This window comes from Streptomyces sp. NPDC004051 (assembly GCF_053604275.1).
The window spans coordinates 1-17,858 of sequence record NZ_JBSGHG010000065.1; the positions used below are offsets into that span (position 1 = coordinate 1).

A 17,858-nucleotide genomic window follows, 5' to 3' on the forward strand; every position below is an offset into this window, starting at 1 on the left:
GATCAACGTCGGCCGGGTCGAGGGCGGGGTCAAGCCCAACATCGTGCCCGAGGAGTGCCTGCTGGCGCGGACAGCACCCCCCTTCCGCTTCCGCCACGCGCCTACTGCGGGTCCGGTCCCACCGCGACCGGCCGCTCTGGGTCCGACGACCACTCCGACCAGGACCCGACGTACAGCGCCGCCGGGACGCCCGCCACCGCCAGCGCCAGCACCTCGTGCGCCGCCGAGACGCCGGAACCGCAGTACACGCCGACCGGAGTGTCCCCGGACGCGCCCAACGCCCGGAACCGCGCGCTCAGTTCACCGGCGGGCAGAAGCCGGCCGTCCGGGCCGACGTTCTCGGTGGTGGGCGCCGAGACCGCGCCCGGGATGTGCCCGCCGATCCGGTCGATCGGCTCCACCTCGCCCCGGTAGCGCTCCCCCGCCCGTGCGTCCAGCAGCAGCCCGGACCGGGCCAGTGCCGCCGCGCCGTCGGCGTCGAGCAGCCCGGCCGCCGCCGGTACCGGAGCGAAGTCGCCCTCGTCCGGCTGGGGCACCGAGGTCTCGAGCGGGCCGTCCCAGGACGACAACCCGCCGTCGAGGACCCGCACGTCCGGGTGACCCGTCCAGCGCAGCAGCCACCACGCGCGGGCGGCCCCCCAGCCCAGCCCGCCGTCGTAGACGACCACCGGCCGACCCGCCGACACGCCCGCGCGGCGCATCGCGGCGCCGAACTCCTCCGGATCGGGCAGCGGATGACGTCCCCGCCCGGCCGGCGGGGCGGCCAACTCCCGGTCCAGGTCGACGAAAACGGCTCCCGGAAGGTGTCCGGCCAGGTAGGCGGCCCGGCCGTCGAACGGCGGCCGGCCGGCCGCCGCGGGCGTGCTGAGCTGCCAGCGGACGTCGAGCAGCACCGGCGGGTCACCGCCCGCGAGCTCACCGGCGAGTTCGGATGCGGAGATGATGACGTTCATGGTCACCATCCTCGCGCACGGGGTGGCCGAGTCGCCCATGTCCGGCTAATCTGCTCGGCCGGGCAGACCCGATCACGAGGCGTACGGGATCGGGCACATGCTGTACTACCGATCGACTTCATCCGGCAAGCGCGCCGGAACGGGCGGAGGCCCGCGCATCGGGCATCCTCCGGAGACGGAACCGCCGTACGGGGCGGGACCGGGGCGCGCGGCACCGTGACTGATGCCTGGAGCAGCACGGCGACGATCCGCGAACGGACGCGACACGACCCTCGCCCGGGTCGAGAAGAGAGCGACGTTGACATGCTCCCCTGTCTAAAGGCGGGGGATTCCGGCGGTCGCCCGCCGGGGTTCCTGCTTCATCGACGACTGCCCGCCCGGAGTGCTCCGTTGAGGTCTTACACCGTCTCCACAGGCTGCTGCCGCCAGTCCGGCGGCCAGAAGGTTCTTCGCGGCGTTCACGTCGCGGTCGTGGGTGATGCCGCACTCGCAGGTCCAGGTGCGGACCTGGAGGGGCATCTTGTTCTGCAGGGCGCCGCAGGCCGAGCACAGTCTGGAGGAGGGGAAGAAGCGGTCGACCGCGATCACTTCCCGGCCGTACCACTGGGCCTTGTACTCCAGCATGCTCCGGAACTGGGTCCATGCGGCATCGGAGATGGCGCGGGCCAGTTTCCGGTTTTTGACCATGTTGCGTACGGTCAGGTCCTCGATCACGAGCGTTTGGTTCTCACGCACGAGACGAGTCGACAGTTTGTGCAGGTGATCCCGCCTGCGGTCGGTGATCCGGGCATGGATGCGGGCGACCTTGATGCGGGCCCTGGCCCGGTTATTGGAGCCCTTCTCCTTGCGGGCAAGTGCCTTCTGGGCCTTGGCCAGCCGGGCACGGTCCCTGCGTTCATGCCTCGGGTTGGTGATCTTCTCGCCGGTCGACAGGGTCAGCAAGGAGGTGAGGCCCACGTCGATACCGACCCGTTCCCGCGACGGGGCGAGCGGGGTGATCGTCTCCTCGACGAGCAGCGACACGAACCAGCGCCCGGCCGCGTCTCGCGAGACCGTCACCGTGGACGGCTTCGCCCCCGGGGGAAGCGGGCGCGACCACACGATATCCAGTGGCCCGGTCATCTTGGCGAGGGTGAGCCGGCCGTCGCAGAGCCGGAAGCCGGAGGTGGTGTATTCGGCGGACGCCCGGGACTTCTTCCGGCTCTTGAAGTGGGGGTACCCGGCCCGCTTGGCGAAGAAGTTCGCGAACGCCGTCTGCAGGTGCCGCAGGCACTGCTGGAGCGGGACCGAGGACACCTCGTTGAGGAAGGCGAGTTCCTCGGTCTTCTTCCAGGCCGTCAGCATCGCCGAGGTGGCGTTGTAGTTGATCCGCTCCTGCCGTGTCCACGCCTCGGTGCGGGCCTGGAGGGCAAGGTTGTAGACCTTCCTCACGCAGCCGAACGTGCGCGACAGCTCGGCTGCCTGCGCATCGGTCGGACAGAAGCGGTATTTGTATGCCCGCTTCACCTGAGTGGCCATAGCTCACAAACTAGTGGGTTTGTTTGTGAGGATCAAACCTGCTGGTCAGGGTGCGGCTTTTCGCCTGGAGGCGAAACCCCGCCTCCCGCCCTGCTCCGCAGGGGTTTCGTTTCTCCCCGCCTGAAGGCGGGGGTATCCACGAAAGGAATCCGATGACCGATGCACGAGGGTCCGCCCGCCGAGACAGTGAAGCGCCCCTCCGGCACGCGCCCGGCGCACCCTGCTGGGTGAGCCTCATGGTGCACGGACCCGACGCGGCCCGGAGGTTCTACGAAGCGCTGTTCGGCTGGGAGTTCCGGCCCGGCCCGCAACAACTCGGTCCGTACGCACGCGCACTGCTCGACGGCCGCGAGGTGGCCGGCATCGGCCTGCTGCCACCGGACCGTCAGCTGCCCGTCGCCTGGACGCCCTACTTCGCCTCCGCGGACGTGGACCGCACGGCCGAGGCCGTGCGGTCCTGCGGCGGCACGGTCGGGGTCGGCCCGCTGGACGCCTCCGGCGCCGGACGGCTGGCGATCTGCTCCGACCCCTCGGGGGCCGTCTTCGGCGTCTGGCAGGCGGCCGCGCACCTCGGCACGGCCGTCACCGGGGTGCCCGGGGCGCCCGCCTGGAACGAGCTGACGACCTACGAGGCGGAACGGGTGGCCAAGTTCTACGCGTCGGTGTTCGGGCACACCGTGGAACCGGAGATCTCCACCGACGTCGACCACGTGACCCTGCACCTGGAGGGCCGCCCCGTGGCCGCCGTCCACGGCGTGGGCAACAGCCTCCTCCGGGACCGGGGACCGCACTGGACGACGTACTTCACCGTGGCCGACCTCGACGACGCGGTGGACCACGTCCTGCACCTGGGCGGCCAGATCCTCAGGCAGTCCCACGCCGACGCCCACGGCCGCACCGCCACGGTGACGGACCCGGAGGGGGCCCGCTTCGCGCTGATCCAAAGGCCGGCCTGAACTCCGCCGCCCCGCTCAGGGGTTCAGGCCGATGACACGTAAGGATTGCCCCCCTTCCACAAGAGGGCGCAGGGGGTGCCGAGTTGAGTGGTGCCAGTGGGGTTGACGGGTTTCGTCGTCATGTCTCTCACGATCCCGCCGGTGGCACACCGTGACCAGCGGTGACTCAGGGGCAGGGTACGGCTGTACGCGCGCCGTCCGCAGGAGTACGAGCCGCATGCCGTGACGGCGTCCCCTGCGGGGCGTTGAGCAGAAGAGGCGGTGGTGAACATGGCGGAGCGCAAGGGCGCAGGAGCGGTCGGGAGTCTCGGGGACGGCTGGGACAACGACGACGGGGCCGGACGGCGTCCGGAGGACGAGGCGGGGCGAGGGATCATCGTCGCGTTCGGGCAGACCATGAAGACGCTGCGGGTGCGGGAGGGTCTGGAACGCGAGGAGTTCGGGAGGCGGCTCGGGTACTCGGCGTCCACGGTCGCGTCATTCGAGCAGGGTCGGCGGATTCCGTCACCGAGGACGATCGAGCGGGCGGATGAAGTGCTGGGGGCCGGTGGGTTGCTGTGCCTGTGGAAGGAGCAGGTGGAGCGGGCACAGTATCCGGTGTTCTTTCAGGGCATGGCAGCCTTGGAGAAGGAGTGCCTTGAGCTGCTTATGTACGACACCCATGTCGTCAACGGGCTGCTCCAGACCGAGCAGTACATGAGGGCGCTGCTCGCAATGCGGCGTCCGCCCCTTGCCCCGGAGACGATCGAGCAGCGGGTGACTGCCCGGCTGGCCCGGCAGGACATCTTCGACCGCAGATCGGCCCCACTGTTGAGCTTCGTAGTGAACGAGGCAGTGTTGCGACATCGGTACGGCGGCACGGACGTGCTGCGAGGACAGTTGGAGCTCGTTCTCCTCGCCGGTCAGAAGCCGAACGTCGAGATCCAGGTCATGCCGACCGAGTGTGAGGAGAACGCAGGCGTGAACGGGCCGTTCACGGTTGTCACCAGGAAGGACGGCGAGAAGTTCGTCTACGCAGAGACGCACGCGACCAGTTCTCTTGAGACCGACCCGGAACAGACGGCTCTCGCGGCTGCACGCTATGGGATTATCCGATCACAGGCTCTCAGTCCGCGAGAGTCAACGAAGTTCATCGAAGGGTTGCTGGGATCGCTATGAACAACGCTGAGTCCTCAACCGTCGCCTCCGGCCTCGCTTGGTTCAAGAGCAGCTACAGCGGAACCGAGGGCGGTCAGTGTGTAGAGGTCGCAGCCGGTTCGGCTGCTGTGCACGTCCGTGACTCGAAAACCATCACCGGGCCCGTCGTCACAGTCTCTTGTGAGGCCTGGGCAGGATTCGTCGGCCTGGCCTCGTCGAAGGGGCACGTCTGACGCTCGCTGTACGGGCGTGAGGGCCCTGCCGGTTCCTTTCGGATGGCAGGGCTCTCGCATAGGTGCAGGTGCCCGTTCAAGCGTCCGGTACGAGAGTACGCGCCTTCAGAAGGCAAACGGCGACTTGTCGGCGCTGGGGATCAGGGCATCCGGGGCGGCGGTCAGGTGACCGGGAGGACGTCCGGGGAGAGGGCCGCCGCCTGGGTGGAGAAGCTCGTCATCCGGCGGCGGTGGTGGCGGCGGCACAGGACCTCATAGCCGACCGTCTCGGACGGTCGGTTCACGTCGCCGACCACGACCTGCTCGCCCTCGACCACCATCTCACCGCCCACCGTGCGGGCGTTGTGCGTGGCACGCGCCCCGCACCAGCACATCGCCTGCACCTGGAGCGTCTCTATCCGGTCCGCCAGCTCGATCAGCCGCTGCGAACCCGGGAAGAGCCTCGTACGGAAGTCGGTCGTGATGCCGAACGCGAAGACCTCCAGTCCCAGGTCGTCCACCACCCGGGCCAGCTGGTCGATCTGCTGCGGCCCGAGGAACTGCGCCTCGTCCACGATCACGTAGTCGACCTTGCCACCCCGCGACATCAGGTCCACCAGATAGCCGTGCAGATCCATGCCCGGCGCCGCCTCGACCGCCTCCGTCACCAGACCGAGCCGCGAGGAGAGCTTCCCCTCCCCCGCCCGGTCGTCCCGGGTGAAGATCACACCCTGCAGACCCCGCGCCGACCGGTTGTGCACCATCTGCAGGGCCAGCGTCGACTTCCCGCAGTCCATAGTTCCGGAGAAGAACACGAGCTCGGGCATGGGAGGTGGGGCACCTTTCGGTGGGGACGGGCCGGGTCGGGGGCGACGGCCGGGAGTCGACGGGCAGGAGTCGGCGGGCAGGAGCCTCAGGAGCGTACTTCGAGCAGCGGGACCAGCTGCTCGGCAGGGGTCAGCGAACCGTGGTTGCCGACCATCGCCGACTCGTTCGGCTCCCGCTCCGAGGCGATGATCAGCACGTCGTCCCGGGCGGCGGCGACCACGTCGCCGATGCGGTGGTGGACGCGGTCGTCGACGCGGGGGCCGAACCAGCCCGCCGCGATCGCCTCGTCCCGCGAGGCCACCCAGAACTGCTCGCCGAGCACCTCGCGCCAGCAGGCCAGTACGTCGTTCTCCGCGCCGGGGACGGCGTAGACGTGGCGGGCGCGGCCCTCACCGCCGAGCAGGGCGACACCGGCGCCCAGCTCCCAATCGTGGTCGAAGTCGATGCGGTGCTCCTCGTCGAAGGGCACGTCGACCATCCCGTGGTCGGCGGTGACGTAGAGCGCGCTGCGCGGCGGGAGTTGTTCGGCCAGACGCTGGACCAGGCGGTCCACGTACATGAGTTGGCCGCGCCAGGTGTCGGAGTCGACGCCGTAGCGGTGTCCGGCGCCGTCGACCTCGGCGTAGTACGTGTAGACCAGGGAGCGGTCGGCGGCGGCCAGTTGTTCGGCCGCGAGGTCCATGCGCTCCTCGCCGGAGAGCCGCCCGTGGAAGGTGCCGCCGCTCAGCGCGACCTTCGTCAGCGGCGTGTGGGCGAAGGTGGGCGAGGAGACCTGGGCGGCGTACACCCCGGCGCGGTGGGCCAGCTCGAAGACGGTGGGGTACGGCTGCCAGGTGTCGGGCTGCGTCCAGGGCTGCCAGCGCAGCTGGTTCATCAGTTCGCCGGTGTCCGGGTTGCGCACGGTGTACCCGGGCAGGCCGTGGGCTCCGGGCGGCAGGCCGGTGCCGACGGAGGCGAGGGAGGTGGCGGTGGTGGCCGGGTAGCCCGTGGTGATCGGCCGTCCGGTGCCGCCGCGCGAACCGGGCAGCAGGGACGCCATGAACGGGGCTTCCTCGGGGTGCGCCGTCAGCTGCTCCCAGCCGAGGCCGTCGATCAGGAACACGCAGTTCCGGTCGGCGGGGGGCAGTTCCGGGATCGCGGCGGTGAGGCCGGGGACGCCCATGCCCGCGGCGAGCGTGGGCAGCAGGTCGGCCAGTGAGCCGGTGCCGTACTCGGGCCGGGGCGCGGAGGCCGGGTCGAGGGGTTCGGGGTGGGCCCCGGGCGTGAGGGGCCAGACGGTGGTGGGGGCGACCGGCGCGGGGTTCGGGGTGTGCGGGGTCCGGGAGGTGTCTGTCATCAGTTCGTGGGGTCCGCGGTCGCCTCGGAGAGGGCCTGCGCGAAGGCAAGCGCCTGGCGCACCGTCTCCGGTCCGTCCCCGGCCTCGCTGACCCGCAGGCTGAGGTCGTCGGCGGTCGAGCTGCCGGTGTAGCCGTGGTCGGCCTCGCAGTTGGGGTCGCCGCAGGCGGCCGGCTCCAGGTCGAGGCGGGAGACCGCGCCCCAGCCGATGGTGAGCACGATCTCGCGGGGCAGGGTGCCCGGCTTGTACGACTCGGGGTTGGCGACCACGCGGCTGACCACGATCGACGAGATCCGGCCGAGCTTCACGGACTCCGTGGACGTGGTGGCGTAGGGCGTCGGGGAGGTGGAGTCGGCGGCCTGCTCGTCGGTGTGGCTGACGATGAAGCGGTTGCCGGTGAGGACGAGCACGGTCACATGGCGCCGCACCTCGTTCTGGTCGAACGTCGTCTCCTGGTGGACCAGGTACGACCGAACGGGCTCGCCGCCCACGGCGGCCTCCACCGCCTCGGCCACGAGGGCCGGGTAGTAGCCGCTGCGCTCGATCGCCGCACGCAGCCCCTGGGTCGTCGTACTGGTCTTGGCCATGGCGCCCATCCTACGGGGGGCCGCTGACTGCGGAGCACCGGTCGCGGCACTCCCGTGCGCGCCGGTGCGGGCCCCGCCTCACCGGTCCGCGTCCTCGCTCGACGGCTGCTCGTCCACCGGGGTGCCGTCGAGCGCGAGGCGCTCGGCGAGTTCGTCCCGGAACAGTTTGCGGCGGTCGAGGGCCTGGACCCGGTAGGCGGTGCGGCCGACGATCTGGCTGGTGATCGGCGCGGTGAGCAGTTGGAACAGGATGACGAGCAGGAGCACCGGCGCGTAGCGCAGGGGCATCTGCGCGGCGGTTCCCGCCAGGATGAGCAGCAGGCCGAGCGTCTGGGCCTTGGCGGCCGCGTGCAGGCGGCTGCCGATGTCCGGGAAGCGGAGCAGTCCCACGGAACCGAGCAGGCAGAAGATCGCACCGGCCGGGAGCAGGATGGCGGTGACCACGTCGGACACGGTGGTCATCGCAGGCCCGCCCGCTTCTCGACCAGGTGGGCGGCCGTCACCGATCCGGTGAAGGCGAGCAGGGCGAGGACGACGAGCACGGGCAGGGCTGTGGTGTCCTCGCGCACGGCCATGCCCACGGCGGTCCCGGCGATGATCATCGTCAGCAGGACGTCCAGCGCCACGATGCGGTTGAGCGCGTCCGGGCCGCGCACGAGGCGCAGCAGGGTGAGCAGTCCGGCCGCGGCCAGGATGGCCAGGGTGGCGGTGTACATGACCGTCATGGTGTTCTGCCTCCTCGACCGGGGTCGGGGTCGGGGCCTGGGTCGGGGCCGGGGGAAGGCCTGGTGCCGTCGTCTCCGGGCGGTCCGGCACGGCGGCGGGTGGTGCCGACGGCCCGCGCGACCCTGCGTTCCACGGACTGCACCGCCCTTCTGCGGTGGGCGACGTCGGCTTCGTCGTGGACCGGGATCGTGTGGACGTACAGCCGTTGCCGGCGCCGGTCGATCTCGATCACCAGCGTGCCGGGCGCGATGGTGGTGAACTCGGCCACGGCGGTGATCAGCAGGTCGCTGTCGACGCGCAGCGGCACTTCGACGATCGCGGCGGACGTTTTCCCCCCGTATCTCAGGACCTGCCAGGCGACGGCGGTCCCGGACCCGATGAGATCGGTCAGCAGGGCGAGCAGCAGGCGCCCGATCGCCAGGGGCCGGGGCACGGCCCCCGGCAGGACCGGCGGCAGGGAGAAGGTCCCGACGACGGCCAGGGCGACGAGCAGGCCTCCGACGAGGACCACCGGGCCCACGGACCCCCACAGCAGGATCCACAGCAGCCACAGCCAGCCGACCATGGGCAGGTGGCGCCGGATCCGGTGGGTCTTCTCCCGGGGGGTCAACGGTTCTCCTCGATCATGACGGCGGAGCGGTAGGCCCGCGGGTCGAGCAGTTCGTGCGCGGCCTGTTCGCCGACGTGGGCCAGCGGGCCCGCCCAGACGGCGACCGCGACGCCGGTCACCACCATGACGGCGGTGGCGGCGGTCATCAGCCCGGCCCCGTACCGGCCGGTGTGGGGCTCCGGGCTGCGGACGGTGTCGGGGGCCGTGGGCTCGTCGCGCGGTGCCGCGGCCCGGCGGTCGCCCGTGCGGCGGTGCGGGTCCGGACGGTCCGCGTCGCGGCGTTCCGGGTACGGCTTCTGCCGCATGAAGGCCCTGGTCCACACCCGGGTCATGGCGTAGAGCGTCAGCAGGCTGGTGAGCAGGGCGGTCGCGGCGAGGGCGTACGCCGCGGTGCCGCCCTGCCCCGCGCCGGCCCGCAGCAGGGTCAGTTTGGCGACGAACCCGGAGAACGGCGGGATCCCGGCCAGGCTCAGGGCGGGCAGCGCGAACAGCACGGCGACCACCGGTGTCGGGGGCGGCCGCTGCGCCATGCGTTCCAGGCCCGTCGTCTCCGTGTGGCGTACGACGAGGGCGGCGGCCAGGAAGAGCGCGGCCTGGACGACGATGTGGTGGACCATGTAGAGGACCGTGCCGGTGAGCCCGATGGTGTCGAACAGCGCGAGCCCGAAGAGCATGAAGCCGATGTGGCTGACGAGGGCGAAGGACAGCAGCCGGTTGACGTCGTCCTGGGCGAGGGCGCCGAGGATGCCCACGATCATGGTGGCGATCGCCACGCAGGCCAGCAGGGTCCACACGCTGGAACGCGGGAAGAGCAGCGTCTGGGTGCGCAGCAGGGAGTAGACGGCGACCTTGGTCAGCAGCGCGGCGAACACGGCGGTGATCGGCGCCGGCGCGGTGGGGTAGCTGTCGGGCAGCCAGAAGTGCAGGGGGACAAGCGCCGCCTTGATGCCCAGGACGGCCAGGAGCAGCAGGGCGAGCGCGCCGCGCAGGCCGTCGGGGAGTTCGGCGAGCCGCGGCCCGAGCTGGGCCAGGGTGACCGTGCCGGTGGCCGCGTACACCAGGCCGACGAGCGTGAGGAACAGCAGGGAGGACGTCAGACTGATGATCGTGTACGTCATGCCCGCCCGGGTGCGGTTTCCGTCGGCGTCCAGGGTGATCAGGACGTAGGAGGCGGCGAGCAGCACTTCGAAGGCGACGAAGAGGTTGAACAGGTCACCGGTGAGGAAGGCCAGGCTCACCCCCGTGACGAGCAGCAGATAGGCGGGGTGGAAGACCTCCGCCGTGCTGCGGCGGTCCTCGGCGGTGCCCTGGCCGATGGCGAAGAGCAGCACGGCCAGGGTCACCAGGACGGACACCATGAGCAGGAGCGCCGACAGCCGGTCGGCGACGAGTGTGATGCCCAGCGGGGCCGGCCAGCCGCCGACGTGCACGGCCTGCGGGCCGTGGGCGTCGGCGAGGACGAGCAGAGCCACCGCGTCCGCCAGGACGCCCGCCAGGACGAGGGTGCTCATCACGCGGACCACCCGGCCGGGCAGGCCGAGCAGGGTCACCCCGGCGGCCAGGATCGGCAGCACCACGGGCAGGACGAGCAGCAGTGCGGTCATCGGTGGTCCCCCGGAGTGGTGCCGTGGTCGCGGTGGTCCGGCTCGTCGCCCTCAGCGGATCCGTCGTCTCCGTCGCCCTCGTCGGGTCCGTCGCCCTCATCGGGTCCGCCTCCGTCGCCGAGGCCGGTTTCCCCGTGGGCGCCGCCCACCTCGTCGGACCCGGCGCGCTGCAGGGCGATGTCGATGCGCCGGTCCTCGACGTCGTCGCGCACCTCGTCGCTGCCGGACAACCGCCAGGAGCGGTAGGCGAGGGCCATCAGGAACGCCGTGAGACCGAACGTGATCACGATCGACGTCAGTGCCATGGCCTGGGGCAGCGGGTCGGCGGGCTCCGCCGGGTTCACCGGCTTCCCGTCCAGTACCGGGGGCCGGCCCGGGGTTCCGCCGGCGACCAGGAGCAGCAGGTTGGTGCCGTGGCCCAGGAGGATGAAGCCGAGGACGATCCGCATCAGGGACCGTTGCAGCATGAGGTGGAAGCCGATCGTGAACAGGCCGCCCACCACGACGGCCATCGTCACGTCGAGGGTGTTCACCGTGTTGTCCACCGCGCCGTTCACCGAGCGGACCCCTCCTCTTCTCCGGCCGCCGCCGCACCGCCCTCGCCGAGCGAGACGCCCACCGCCGCCAGGAGCTTGAGGACGACACCGACCACGAGCAGGTAGACGCCGACGTCGAGGAACAGGCTGGTCGCCCACTTCACCTCGCCCAGCAGCGGCAGGTGCCAGCTCAGCAGGGCGCTGTCCAGCGGCGCGCCGCCGACGGTCAGCGGCACCAGGGCGGTGACCGCCGCGACCACCAGGCCCGTGCCCGCGACCGCGACCGGGCGCAGGCGTACGGCGGCGCCGAGGTCGGCCTGGCCGCCGACGAGGTACCGCAGGACGAACGCCAGCCCCGCGACCAGTCCGCCGGAGAACCCTCCGCCGGGGCGGTAGTGCCCGGAGAACAGCAGGAACAGCGAGAGCACCAGGATCGAGGGGAAGAGCAGCCGGATGGCCACTTCCAGCAGGACCGAGCGCTCGCCGCCGGGCCGTTCGCCGGCTCCCGGCAGCCAGGTCTGCCGGGGCTCGTCCCAGTGCGTGGTGGGGAAGCGGGGGAGCGGCTCCTCGGCGGCGGCCTGCAACGCCTCGCGGCCGCGGAACCGGATCAGGCTGCCCACCCCGACCGCCGACACCAGCACGACCGAGATCTCGCCCAGCGTGTCCAGGGCCCGGAAGTCGACGATGATCGCGTCGACGACGTTGAGGGCGCCCGTCTCCGCCGCCCGGCGCAGGTATCCGGGCGAGATCACCGGGGCCGTCCGCGCGGAGGCCGCCGCCAGCGCGAAGCAGGTGACGACGGTGCCGACCCCGACGGCCACCGTGCCCCGCAGCACCCGCCCCGGCACCGGCCTGTGGCCGGGGTCGAACCGGGCCGGCATCCGGCGCAGCACCAGCACCACGACGACCAGCGTCGTCGTCTCGACCAGGAACTGGGTGAGCGCCAGGTCCGGGGCTCCGCGGACCAGGAACAGGCCCGCCGCGCCGTACCCGACGGCCCCGGTCAGCAGGATGGCGGTGAGCCGGTGCCGGGCGGCCACCACCGCCGCGGCGGCCGCCAGCATGACCACGGCCAGCACCGGTTCGAGCGAGTACCGCCACAGGGGCGGCGCCCCCAGCGACGGGGAGGCCGCCAGGAGTGCCGCGCCGGGCACCGCGACGACCGTCGTGAGCAGCACGGTCAGATAGACGGGCAGCGAGCCGACCTGGGTGTGCCGGGTCAGTGCCACGGCCAGCCGGTCCACGCCCTCGACCGCGCGGTCGTACGCGTACTGCACGTCGGTCAGGCGCGGCAGGCGGTTCAGCACGGCGGCACGGCGGCGGAGCGCGTGGATCAGGAGACCGGCGCCGAGCGACAGCGCGGACAGCCCGAGGACCGGGGTGAACCCGTGCCACAGGGACAGTTCGTAGGGTCCGCCGGCCCCCGGCGGATAGGCGTCGGCGTAGGCGGTGGTCAGGGCCGCCGTGGCGGGGTACGCCACGCCCAGCACCAGGCCCGCCCCGGACAGGACGGCCACCGGTGCGACGAAGCCCGCCTCCGGTCCGCGCGCGGACCGCGCCGCCCGCTCCGTCGGCGGCCCGCCGAAGGCGCCGTGCAGGAACCGTGCCGCGAACGCCACGGTCAGCGCGGAGCCGGCCACCAGGGCCACCGTCAGCTGCTGGTGGCCGGCGAGTTCGGTGCCGTGCAGGAACGCCTCCAGGGCGGCTTCCTTGCCCAGGAAGCCGATGAGGGGCGGCAGGCCCGCCATCGACGCGACGGCGAGTGCCGTCACGCCGAAGAGCACGGGCAGCCGGCGCCCCAGTCCCGACAGCTCCCGGATGTCGCGGGTGCCGGTGTGGTGGTCCACGATCCCGACGGACAGGAACAGCGCCGACTTGAACGCCGCGTGCGCCAGCAGCATCACCACGCCGGCCAGCGCCGCCGTCCGGGTCCCGGCGCCCAGCAGGGCGGTCAGCAGACCGAGTTCGCTGACGGTCCCGTAGGCGAGGAGCAGTTTCAGGTCGGTCTCGCGCAGCGCCCGCCACGCGGCCACCACCATCGTGGCGAGCCCCACGCCGAGCACCAGCGGCCGCCACGGCGCCACGTCGGCCAGGGCGGGCGCCAGGCGGGCGATCAGGTAGACGCCGGCCTTGACCATCGCCGCCGCGTGCAGGAAGGCGCTGACCGGTGTGGGGGCCACCATCGCCGCGGGCAGCCAGCCGTGCAGCGGCATCTGCGCGGACTTGGTGAACGCGCCGGCCAAAACGAGCACCACGGCGGCGGAGACCGCGCCGCCCCGCGGGGGGTCCGCGAGGATCGCCGAGACGCGGTAGGTGCCGGCCGCCTGGCCCAGCACGATGAAACCGAGCAGCATCGCCAGACCGCCGGCCGCCGTCACCAGCAGGGCCTGACGGGCCGCCCGGCGCTGCTCGGCCCGCTTTCCGGGGCCTGCGATCAGCAGGAAGGAGGCGACCGTGGTCAGCTCCCAGAAGACGTACAGCACGAAGAGGTTGTCCGACAGGACCAGCCCGATCATCGCCCCGGCGAAGGCCAGCAGCAGGGCGGCCAGCGGGCCGGCGTCCTGTTCGACGTAGTACCGGCAGTACAGGAGCACCAGTGCTCCGACACCGGCCACCACCCACAGCATCAGCAGCGACAGGGCGTCCAGGCGCAGATCGACCGTCAGACCGAGCGACGGAGCCCACCGCAGGGACTCCTGGTACGCGTCGCCGGCCAGGACGTCCGCCGCCCGCGTGCCCGCCCAGACCACCGTCGCCAGCGGCACCAGGGCCGCCACGGCCCACACCGCACGGCCGAGCCGCCGTTCCCACCAGGGGATCGACACTGCGACCGTCGCATAGGCGGCCAGCAGGACCAGCACGTCAGCACCTACTCCTTCACGGTGGCCCGACCGCTGACGCGCGAGCGGCCTCCGCCCGAGCCTTGAGAGGTATGTCCGGTTCGTCGGTGTTCAGTGCTCTGTGTAGCAGGGAGGACCGCCCGAAGGGGGCATCGCCGCGCCCCACACGGAGCGGGGCGTACGGCTCGGCGGAGCCGCGGACCGGACGGGCGCACGACGGGGGACGGCGGAGGGCTCGGCGACGGATCCGGCGGGGAGTCCGGCGTTCCTCCCCCGTTCCGGTGGCGTGCCGGGCGAGGGGGATCGGGTCCTGTCGGCGTCGCCGGCCCCGAGGCTCATGCCGTTCTCTCCGTTCGTCGGGCGGGCAGGTGGACGGGCGGGCACGGGTAACCCGCCCGACGCGCCGTCAAACACCCGGGCCCGCAAAACCCCTGAGAGCCGTGCGCCCCTCCTCGGAGCGCCGGCCGGCGCACCGGTCAGTACGCCGGGAGCGTCCGGGGGCCGAGGTCGTCGCGGGCGGGTGGCGGCGCCAGGCGTACGGAGGCGCTGAGGACGCTCACGCCCCGGGTGGCGACGACCACCGGTTCCAGGTCGACGGCGACGACCTCGGGATGGTCGTCGACCAGCCGCGACACCCTCAGCAGCAGCTCCTCCAGCGCGGGGGTGTCGACCGGGGTCGAGCCGCGCCAGCCGAACAGCAGGGGCGCGGTGCGGATCGACCTCACCAGGGAGGTCGCCTCCCGGTCGGTGACCGGGATCAGCCGGTGCGCCATGTCGCCGAGCAGCTGCGAAGGGGGGCCGGCGAGCCCGAAGGACAGCACGGCACCGGCCGCGGAGTCGATCACCGCGCGGACGATGGTGTCGACACCGCGCGGCGCCATCCGCTGCACGACGGGGCGCAGCTCCTCGGGCGTGCCGAGCTGCCGGGTCAGTTCGGCGTACGCCCGGCGCAGTTGCTCCTCGTCCGCCAGGTCCAGCCGGACGCCGCCCAGGTCGGCGCGGTGCCTGAGGTGCGGGGCGGTCACCTTGAGGGCGACGGGCCGGCCCAGGGCGCGGGCGGCCTCGACGGCGGCGTCGGGCGTGGGGGCCGGGAGGGCGCGGTGGACGTGGATGCCGTAGGCGCCGAGCAGTTCGCAGGTCTCCTCGACGCCGAGGGTCGGGCTCTGCCCGCGGGTGAGCTGCGCGTGGATGAGTGCGGCGGCGCGCTTCTCGTCGATGTCCTCGTACTGGGGCACCTTGCCGGGGTCGGCGGCGTCCCGCCGCCACTGGGCGTAGGTGACGGAGTGGGCGAGGGCGCGGACGGCGCGTTCGGCGGCGGGGTAGGCGGGGATGAGGTGGGCGTCCTCGGGGAGGACGACCGGCTCCGGCGGAGGGCCGTCGGCGGACGCGCGCTCCCCGGCCGGCGGCACGGGGCGGGGCGGGGCATTCGGCGGGGCGGGGCGGGGCAGGGCGGGCGGTTCCGTCCGCGGGGCCGTGCTCGCCGCCGCCGACAGGGCCTCCGCCAGGCAGCCGAGTTCCACGTGGACCACCAGGACCGGCTTGGACGGGGTCGCGGCGGCGGCCGAGCGCAGCGCCTCGGCGAGCGCCGCGTCGCCGACGGAACCGGCCGTCCTTCCGCCCAGCGCCGGGATCGCGGTCACGACCACCGCGTCGCAGGTGTCGTCGGCCAGCGCCCGGGACAGGGCCGCGTGGAAGTCCGCCGCCGACGCCTCGGTGGTGAGGTCCAGCGGGTGGTGCGGGCGCAGTCCCTCGGCGAGGCACGCCTCGTAGGTGAGCAGTCCCAGCGACTCGGAGTTGCCCAGGATCGCCACCCGGGGGCCGGGCGGCAGCGGCTGGCGGGCGAGCAGCAGGCCCGCGTCGACCAGTTCCGTGATGGTGTCCACCCGGATCACCCCGGCCTGTCGCAGCAGCGCGGAGACGGTCTCGTGCGGCAGTCGCGTCGCGCGCACGGCGTGCCCGCGGGGCCCGGCGCCGTGGCGGGCGCCCTGGACCACGACCAGTGGCTTCACCGCCGCGGTCCGGCGGGCGAGGCGGGTGAACTTGCGGGGGTTGCCGATGGACTCCAGGTACATCAGGGCGACATCGGTGTCCGGGTCGTCGTACCAGTACTGCATGACGTCGTTGCCGGAGACGTCGGCGCGGTTGCCGGACGAGACGAAGGTGGACACGCCGGTGACGCCGGTGACGCCTCCGCCGCGGCGGTGCAGCCGCGACAGCAGGGCGATGCCGATGGCTCCGGACTGGGCGAACAGACCGATGCGGCCGGGGCGCGGCATCTCGGGCGCGAGCGAGGCGTTCAACCGTACGTCCGGGGAGGTGTTGATGACACCGAACGCGTTCGGCCCGATGATCCGCATGCCGTACGTACGCGCCTGCCGGACGAGGGCGCGCTGGCGCTCGCGGCCCTCGGGGCCCGCCTCGGCGTATCCGGCGGACGTCACGACGAGCCCCCGCACCCCGTGCTCGCCGCACTCGGCGACGACCTCGGGGACCTGCTCGGCGGGCACCGCGACGACGGCGAGGTCGACCTGCCCGTCGATGTCGCGCACCGAACGGTGGGCGGGCACCCCGTCGCCCCCGTCGCCGCCGTCGGGGCCGGCGAGTTCCTTCAGCTCCGGCGGGAAGCCCTTGTTCACGGCGTACAGGCGGCCGGTGAATCCGCCGTCCCGGATGTTGTCGAGGAGGCTGCGGCCCACGCTGCCCGGCCTGCGGCCGGCGCCTATGACCGCGACCGAGCCGGGCGTGAGCAGGCGCCGCACGGAACGGGCCTCGGCACGCTGTTCGCGCGCCTGCTGCACGGCCAGCGAACGGTCGGTGGGTTCGAGGTCGAACTCCAGGCGGACGACACCGTCCTCGAAGCTGCGCTTCTGGGTGTACCCGGCGTCCGTGAACACCTTGATCATCTTGCTGTTGGCCGGCAGCACCTCGGCGGCGAACCGGCGGATGCCGCGCTCGCGCGCGACGGCGGCGATGTGCTCGAGGAGGGCGGAGGCGATGCCCCGGCCCTGGTGGGCGTCCTGCACCAGGAAGGCGACCTCGGCCTCGTCGGAGACCGGAGGGGCGGGCTCTTTGGCGGTCGACGGGCGGGAGGAGGCGGGTGTTCCGTCGGGGCCGATCCGGTCATAGCGTACGGTGGCGATGAACTCGCCGCCCACCGTGGCCGCGAGTCCCACCCGGTCCACGAAGTCGTGGTGTGTGAACCGGTGCACGTCCTTGGCGGACAGGCGAGGGTAGGGCGCGAAGAAGCGGTAGTACTTCGACTCGTCCGACACCTGCTCGTAGAAGCTGACCAGGCGCTCGGCGTCATCAACGGTGATGGGCCGCACGCGCGCGGTGCCGCCGTCGCGCAGCACCACGTCGGCCTCCCAGTGGGCGGGGTACTCATGCCGGTCCGACGAGATCTGCATGGCCCCCAGAGTACGGCTCGCGTACGGCGACGGCGCGAGGCAGGCTGTGGGTGCACGAGCCGGACCGAGGCCGCGGTCCGGTGCCGTCGGGAGCGGGAAGGAGTTCCGCTCCCGGCGTGGTTCCCGATATGGGAAACTGGTCTAGACAACCTGAACACCGAAGGGCAGCAACACATGGCTGAGCGCCGCGTCAACGTCGGCTGGGCCGAGGGCCTCCACGCCCGTCCCGCCTCCATCTTCGTCCGAGCCGCCACGGCCGCAGGCGTCCCGGTGACGATCGCCAAGGCTGACGGCGACCCCGTCAACGCGGCCTCCATGCTGGCCGTTCTGGGCCTGGGCGCCCAGGGCGGCGAGGAGATCGTCCTCGCTTCCGACGCCGAGGGCGCCGACGCCGCCCTGGACCGTCTGGCGAAGCTGGTCTCCGAGGGTCTCGAGGAGCTCCCCGAGACCGTCTGACGGATGCTCCGGGTTCTCCGGATCTGCCGGCTTCCCCGGCAGTGAGTGGAGCCGCGGGGGGGGGGGGGGGCGGGGGGGGGGCGGGGGCGCGGGCGGGGGGGGGGGGTGGGGGGGGGCGGCGCGGGTGCGGGGGCGAGGCCGCGGGGCGGGAC

16 protein-coding genes are annotated in these 17,858 nt (G+C 72.6%); 4 read left to right on the forward strand and 12 right to left on the reverse strand.

Translation table 11 applies throughout. The annotated features are described in order from the left end of the window. Positions 1–101: 101 nt before the first annotated feature. Together ACWEQO_RS33865 and ACWEQO_RS33870 are read right to left on the reverse strand one after the other, a co-directional pair. On the reverse strand, positions 102–953 hold the full coding sequence (locus ACWEQO_RS33865; protein ID WP_452986378.1) for a sulfurtransferase: 852 nt from the start codon (positions 951–953) through the stop codon (positions 102–104). A gap of 315 nt (positions 954–1,268) precedes the next feature. Beyond that, complete coding sequence (locus ACWEQO_RS33870) at positions 1,269–2,471, reverse strand: RNA-guided endonuclease InsQ/TnpB family protein (protein WP_452986379.1); 1,203 nt, start codon at positions 2,469–2,471, stop codon at positions 1,269–1,271. A gap of 152 nt (positions 2,472–2,623) precedes the next feature. On the opposite strand from ACWEQO_RS33870, the gene ACWEQO_RS33875 reads away from it, so the two are divergent. The 3 genes from ACWEQO_RS33875 to ACWEQO_RS33885 all read left to right on the forward strand — a co-directional run bounded on the left by ACWEQO_RS33875 (position 2,624) and on the right by ACWEQO_RS33885 (position 4,797). Beyond that, positions 2,624–3,427, forward strand: a complete 804-nt coding sequence (locus tag ACWEQO_RS33875; RefSeq protein WP_452986380.1) for a VOC family protein — start codon at positions 2,624–2,626, stop codon at positions 3,425–3,427. 270 nt (positions 3,428–3,697) lie between these two features. Next, a complete protein-coding gene (locus tag ACWEQO_RS33880; protein WP_452986381.1) occupies positions 3,698–4,585 on the forward strand; it encodes a helix-turn-helix domain-containing protein in 888 nt (295 codons plus the stop codon). Then, positions 4,582–4,797, forward strand: coding sequence for a DUF397 domain-containing protein (locus ACWEQO_RS33885; protein ID WP_361462435.1), 216 nt, complete (start codon positions 4,582–4,584; stop codon positions 4,795–4,797). The genes ACWEQO_RS33880 and ACWEQO_RS33885 overlap by 4 nt, the downstream gene beginning before the upstream one ends. A 161-nt stretch (positions 4,798–4,958) precedes the next feature. On the opposite strand, the gene ACWEQO_RS33890 is transcribed toward ACWEQO_RS33885, so the two are convergent. From ACWEQO_RS33890 to ACWEQO_RS33935, 10 genes are all read right to left on the reverse strand, one after another. Further along, positions 4,959–5,603: a thymidine kinase gene (locus ACWEQO_RS33890; protein WP_361462432.1), complete on the reverse strand. Its 645-nt coding sequence runs from the start codon at positions 5,601–5,603 to the stop codon at positions 4,959–4,961. A gap of 86 nt (positions 5,604–5,689) precedes the next feature. Then, the gene (locus ACWEQO_RS33895; protein ID WP_452986387.1) at positions 5,690–6,943 is read right to left on the reverse strand and encodes an alkaline phosphatase family protein; all 1,254 of its coding nucleotides are present in this window, start codon (positions 6,941–6,943) and stop codon (positions 5,690–5,692) included. Then, a complete protein-coding gene (locus ACWEQO_RS33900; protein ID WP_279333400.1) occupies positions 6,940–7,536 on the reverse strand; it encodes a DUF5998 family protein in 597 nt (198 codons plus the stop codon). The genes ACWEQO_RS33895 and ACWEQO_RS33900 overlap by 4 nt, the downstream gene beginning before the upstream one ends. Positions 7,537–7,605: 69 nt before the next feature. Then, positions 7,606–7,989, reverse strand: a complete 384-nt coding sequence (gene mnhG, locus ACWEQO_RS33905) for a monovalent cation/H(+) antiporter subunit G (RefSeq protein ID WP_361462426.1) — start codon at positions 7,987–7,989, stop codon at positions 7,606–7,608. Continuing rightward, positions 7,986–8,252, reverse strand: a complete 267-nt coding sequence (locus ACWEQO_RS33910) for a monovalent cation/H+ antiporter complex subunit F (RefSeq protein ID WP_361462425.1) — start codon at positions 8,250–8,252, stop codon at positions 7,986–7,988. Before ACWEQO_RS33910 ends, mnhG begins: the two co-directional genes overlap by 4 nt. After that, positions 8,249–8,863, reverse strand: coding sequence for a Na+/H+ antiporter subunit E (locus ACWEQO_RS33915; RefSeq protein WP_452986382.1), 615 nt, complete (start codon positions 8,861–8,863; stop codon positions 8,249–8,251). Before ACWEQO_RS33915 ends, ACWEQO_RS33910 begins: the two co-directional genes overlap by 4 nt. After that, entirely contained in the window at positions 8,860–10,467 is a 1,608-nt protein-coding gene (locus tag ACWEQO_RS33920; protein ID WP_452986383.1) for a Na+/H+ antiporter subunit D, read from the reverse strand. Before ACWEQO_RS33920 ends, ACWEQO_RS33915 begins: the two co-directional genes overlap by 4 nt. Further along, positions 10,464–11,024: a Na(+)/H(+) antiporter subunit C gene (locus tag ACWEQO_RS33925; protein WP_452986384.1), complete on the reverse strand. Its 561-nt coding sequence runs from the start codon at positions 11,022–11,024 to the stop codon at positions 10,464–10,466. Before ACWEQO_RS33925 ends, ACWEQO_RS33920 begins: the two co-directional genes overlap by 4 nt. Continuing rightward, positions 11,021–13,864, reverse strand: a complete 2,844-nt coding sequence (locus tag ACWEQO_RS33930) for a Na+/H+ antiporter subunit A (protein ID WP_452986385.1) — start codon at positions 13,862–13,864, stop codon at positions 11,021–11,023. Before ACWEQO_RS33930 ends, ACWEQO_RS33925 begins: the two co-directional genes overlap by 4 nt. Before the next feature lie 455 nt (positions 13,865–14,319). Next, positions 14,320–17,250 carry a bifunctional acetate--CoA ligase family protein/GNAT family N-acetyltransferase gene (locus ACWEQO_RS33935; protein ID WP_452986386.1) on the reverse strand — a complete coding sequence of 977 codons (2,931 nt, stop codon included), beginning with the start codon at positions 17,248–17,250 and terminating at the stop codon, positions 14,320–14,322. A gap of 174 nt (positions 17,251–17,424) precedes the next feature. Between ACWEQO_RS33935 and ACWEQO_RS33940 the strand changes: the two genes are divergently transcribed. Further along, positions 17,425–17,706: an HPr family phosphocarrier protein gene (locus ACWEQO_RS33940; RefSeq protein WP_361462411.1), complete on the forward strand. Its 282-nt coding sequence runs from the start codon at positions 17,425–17,427 to the stop codon at positions 17,704–17,706. Positions 17,707–17,858: the final 152 nt, after the last annotated feature.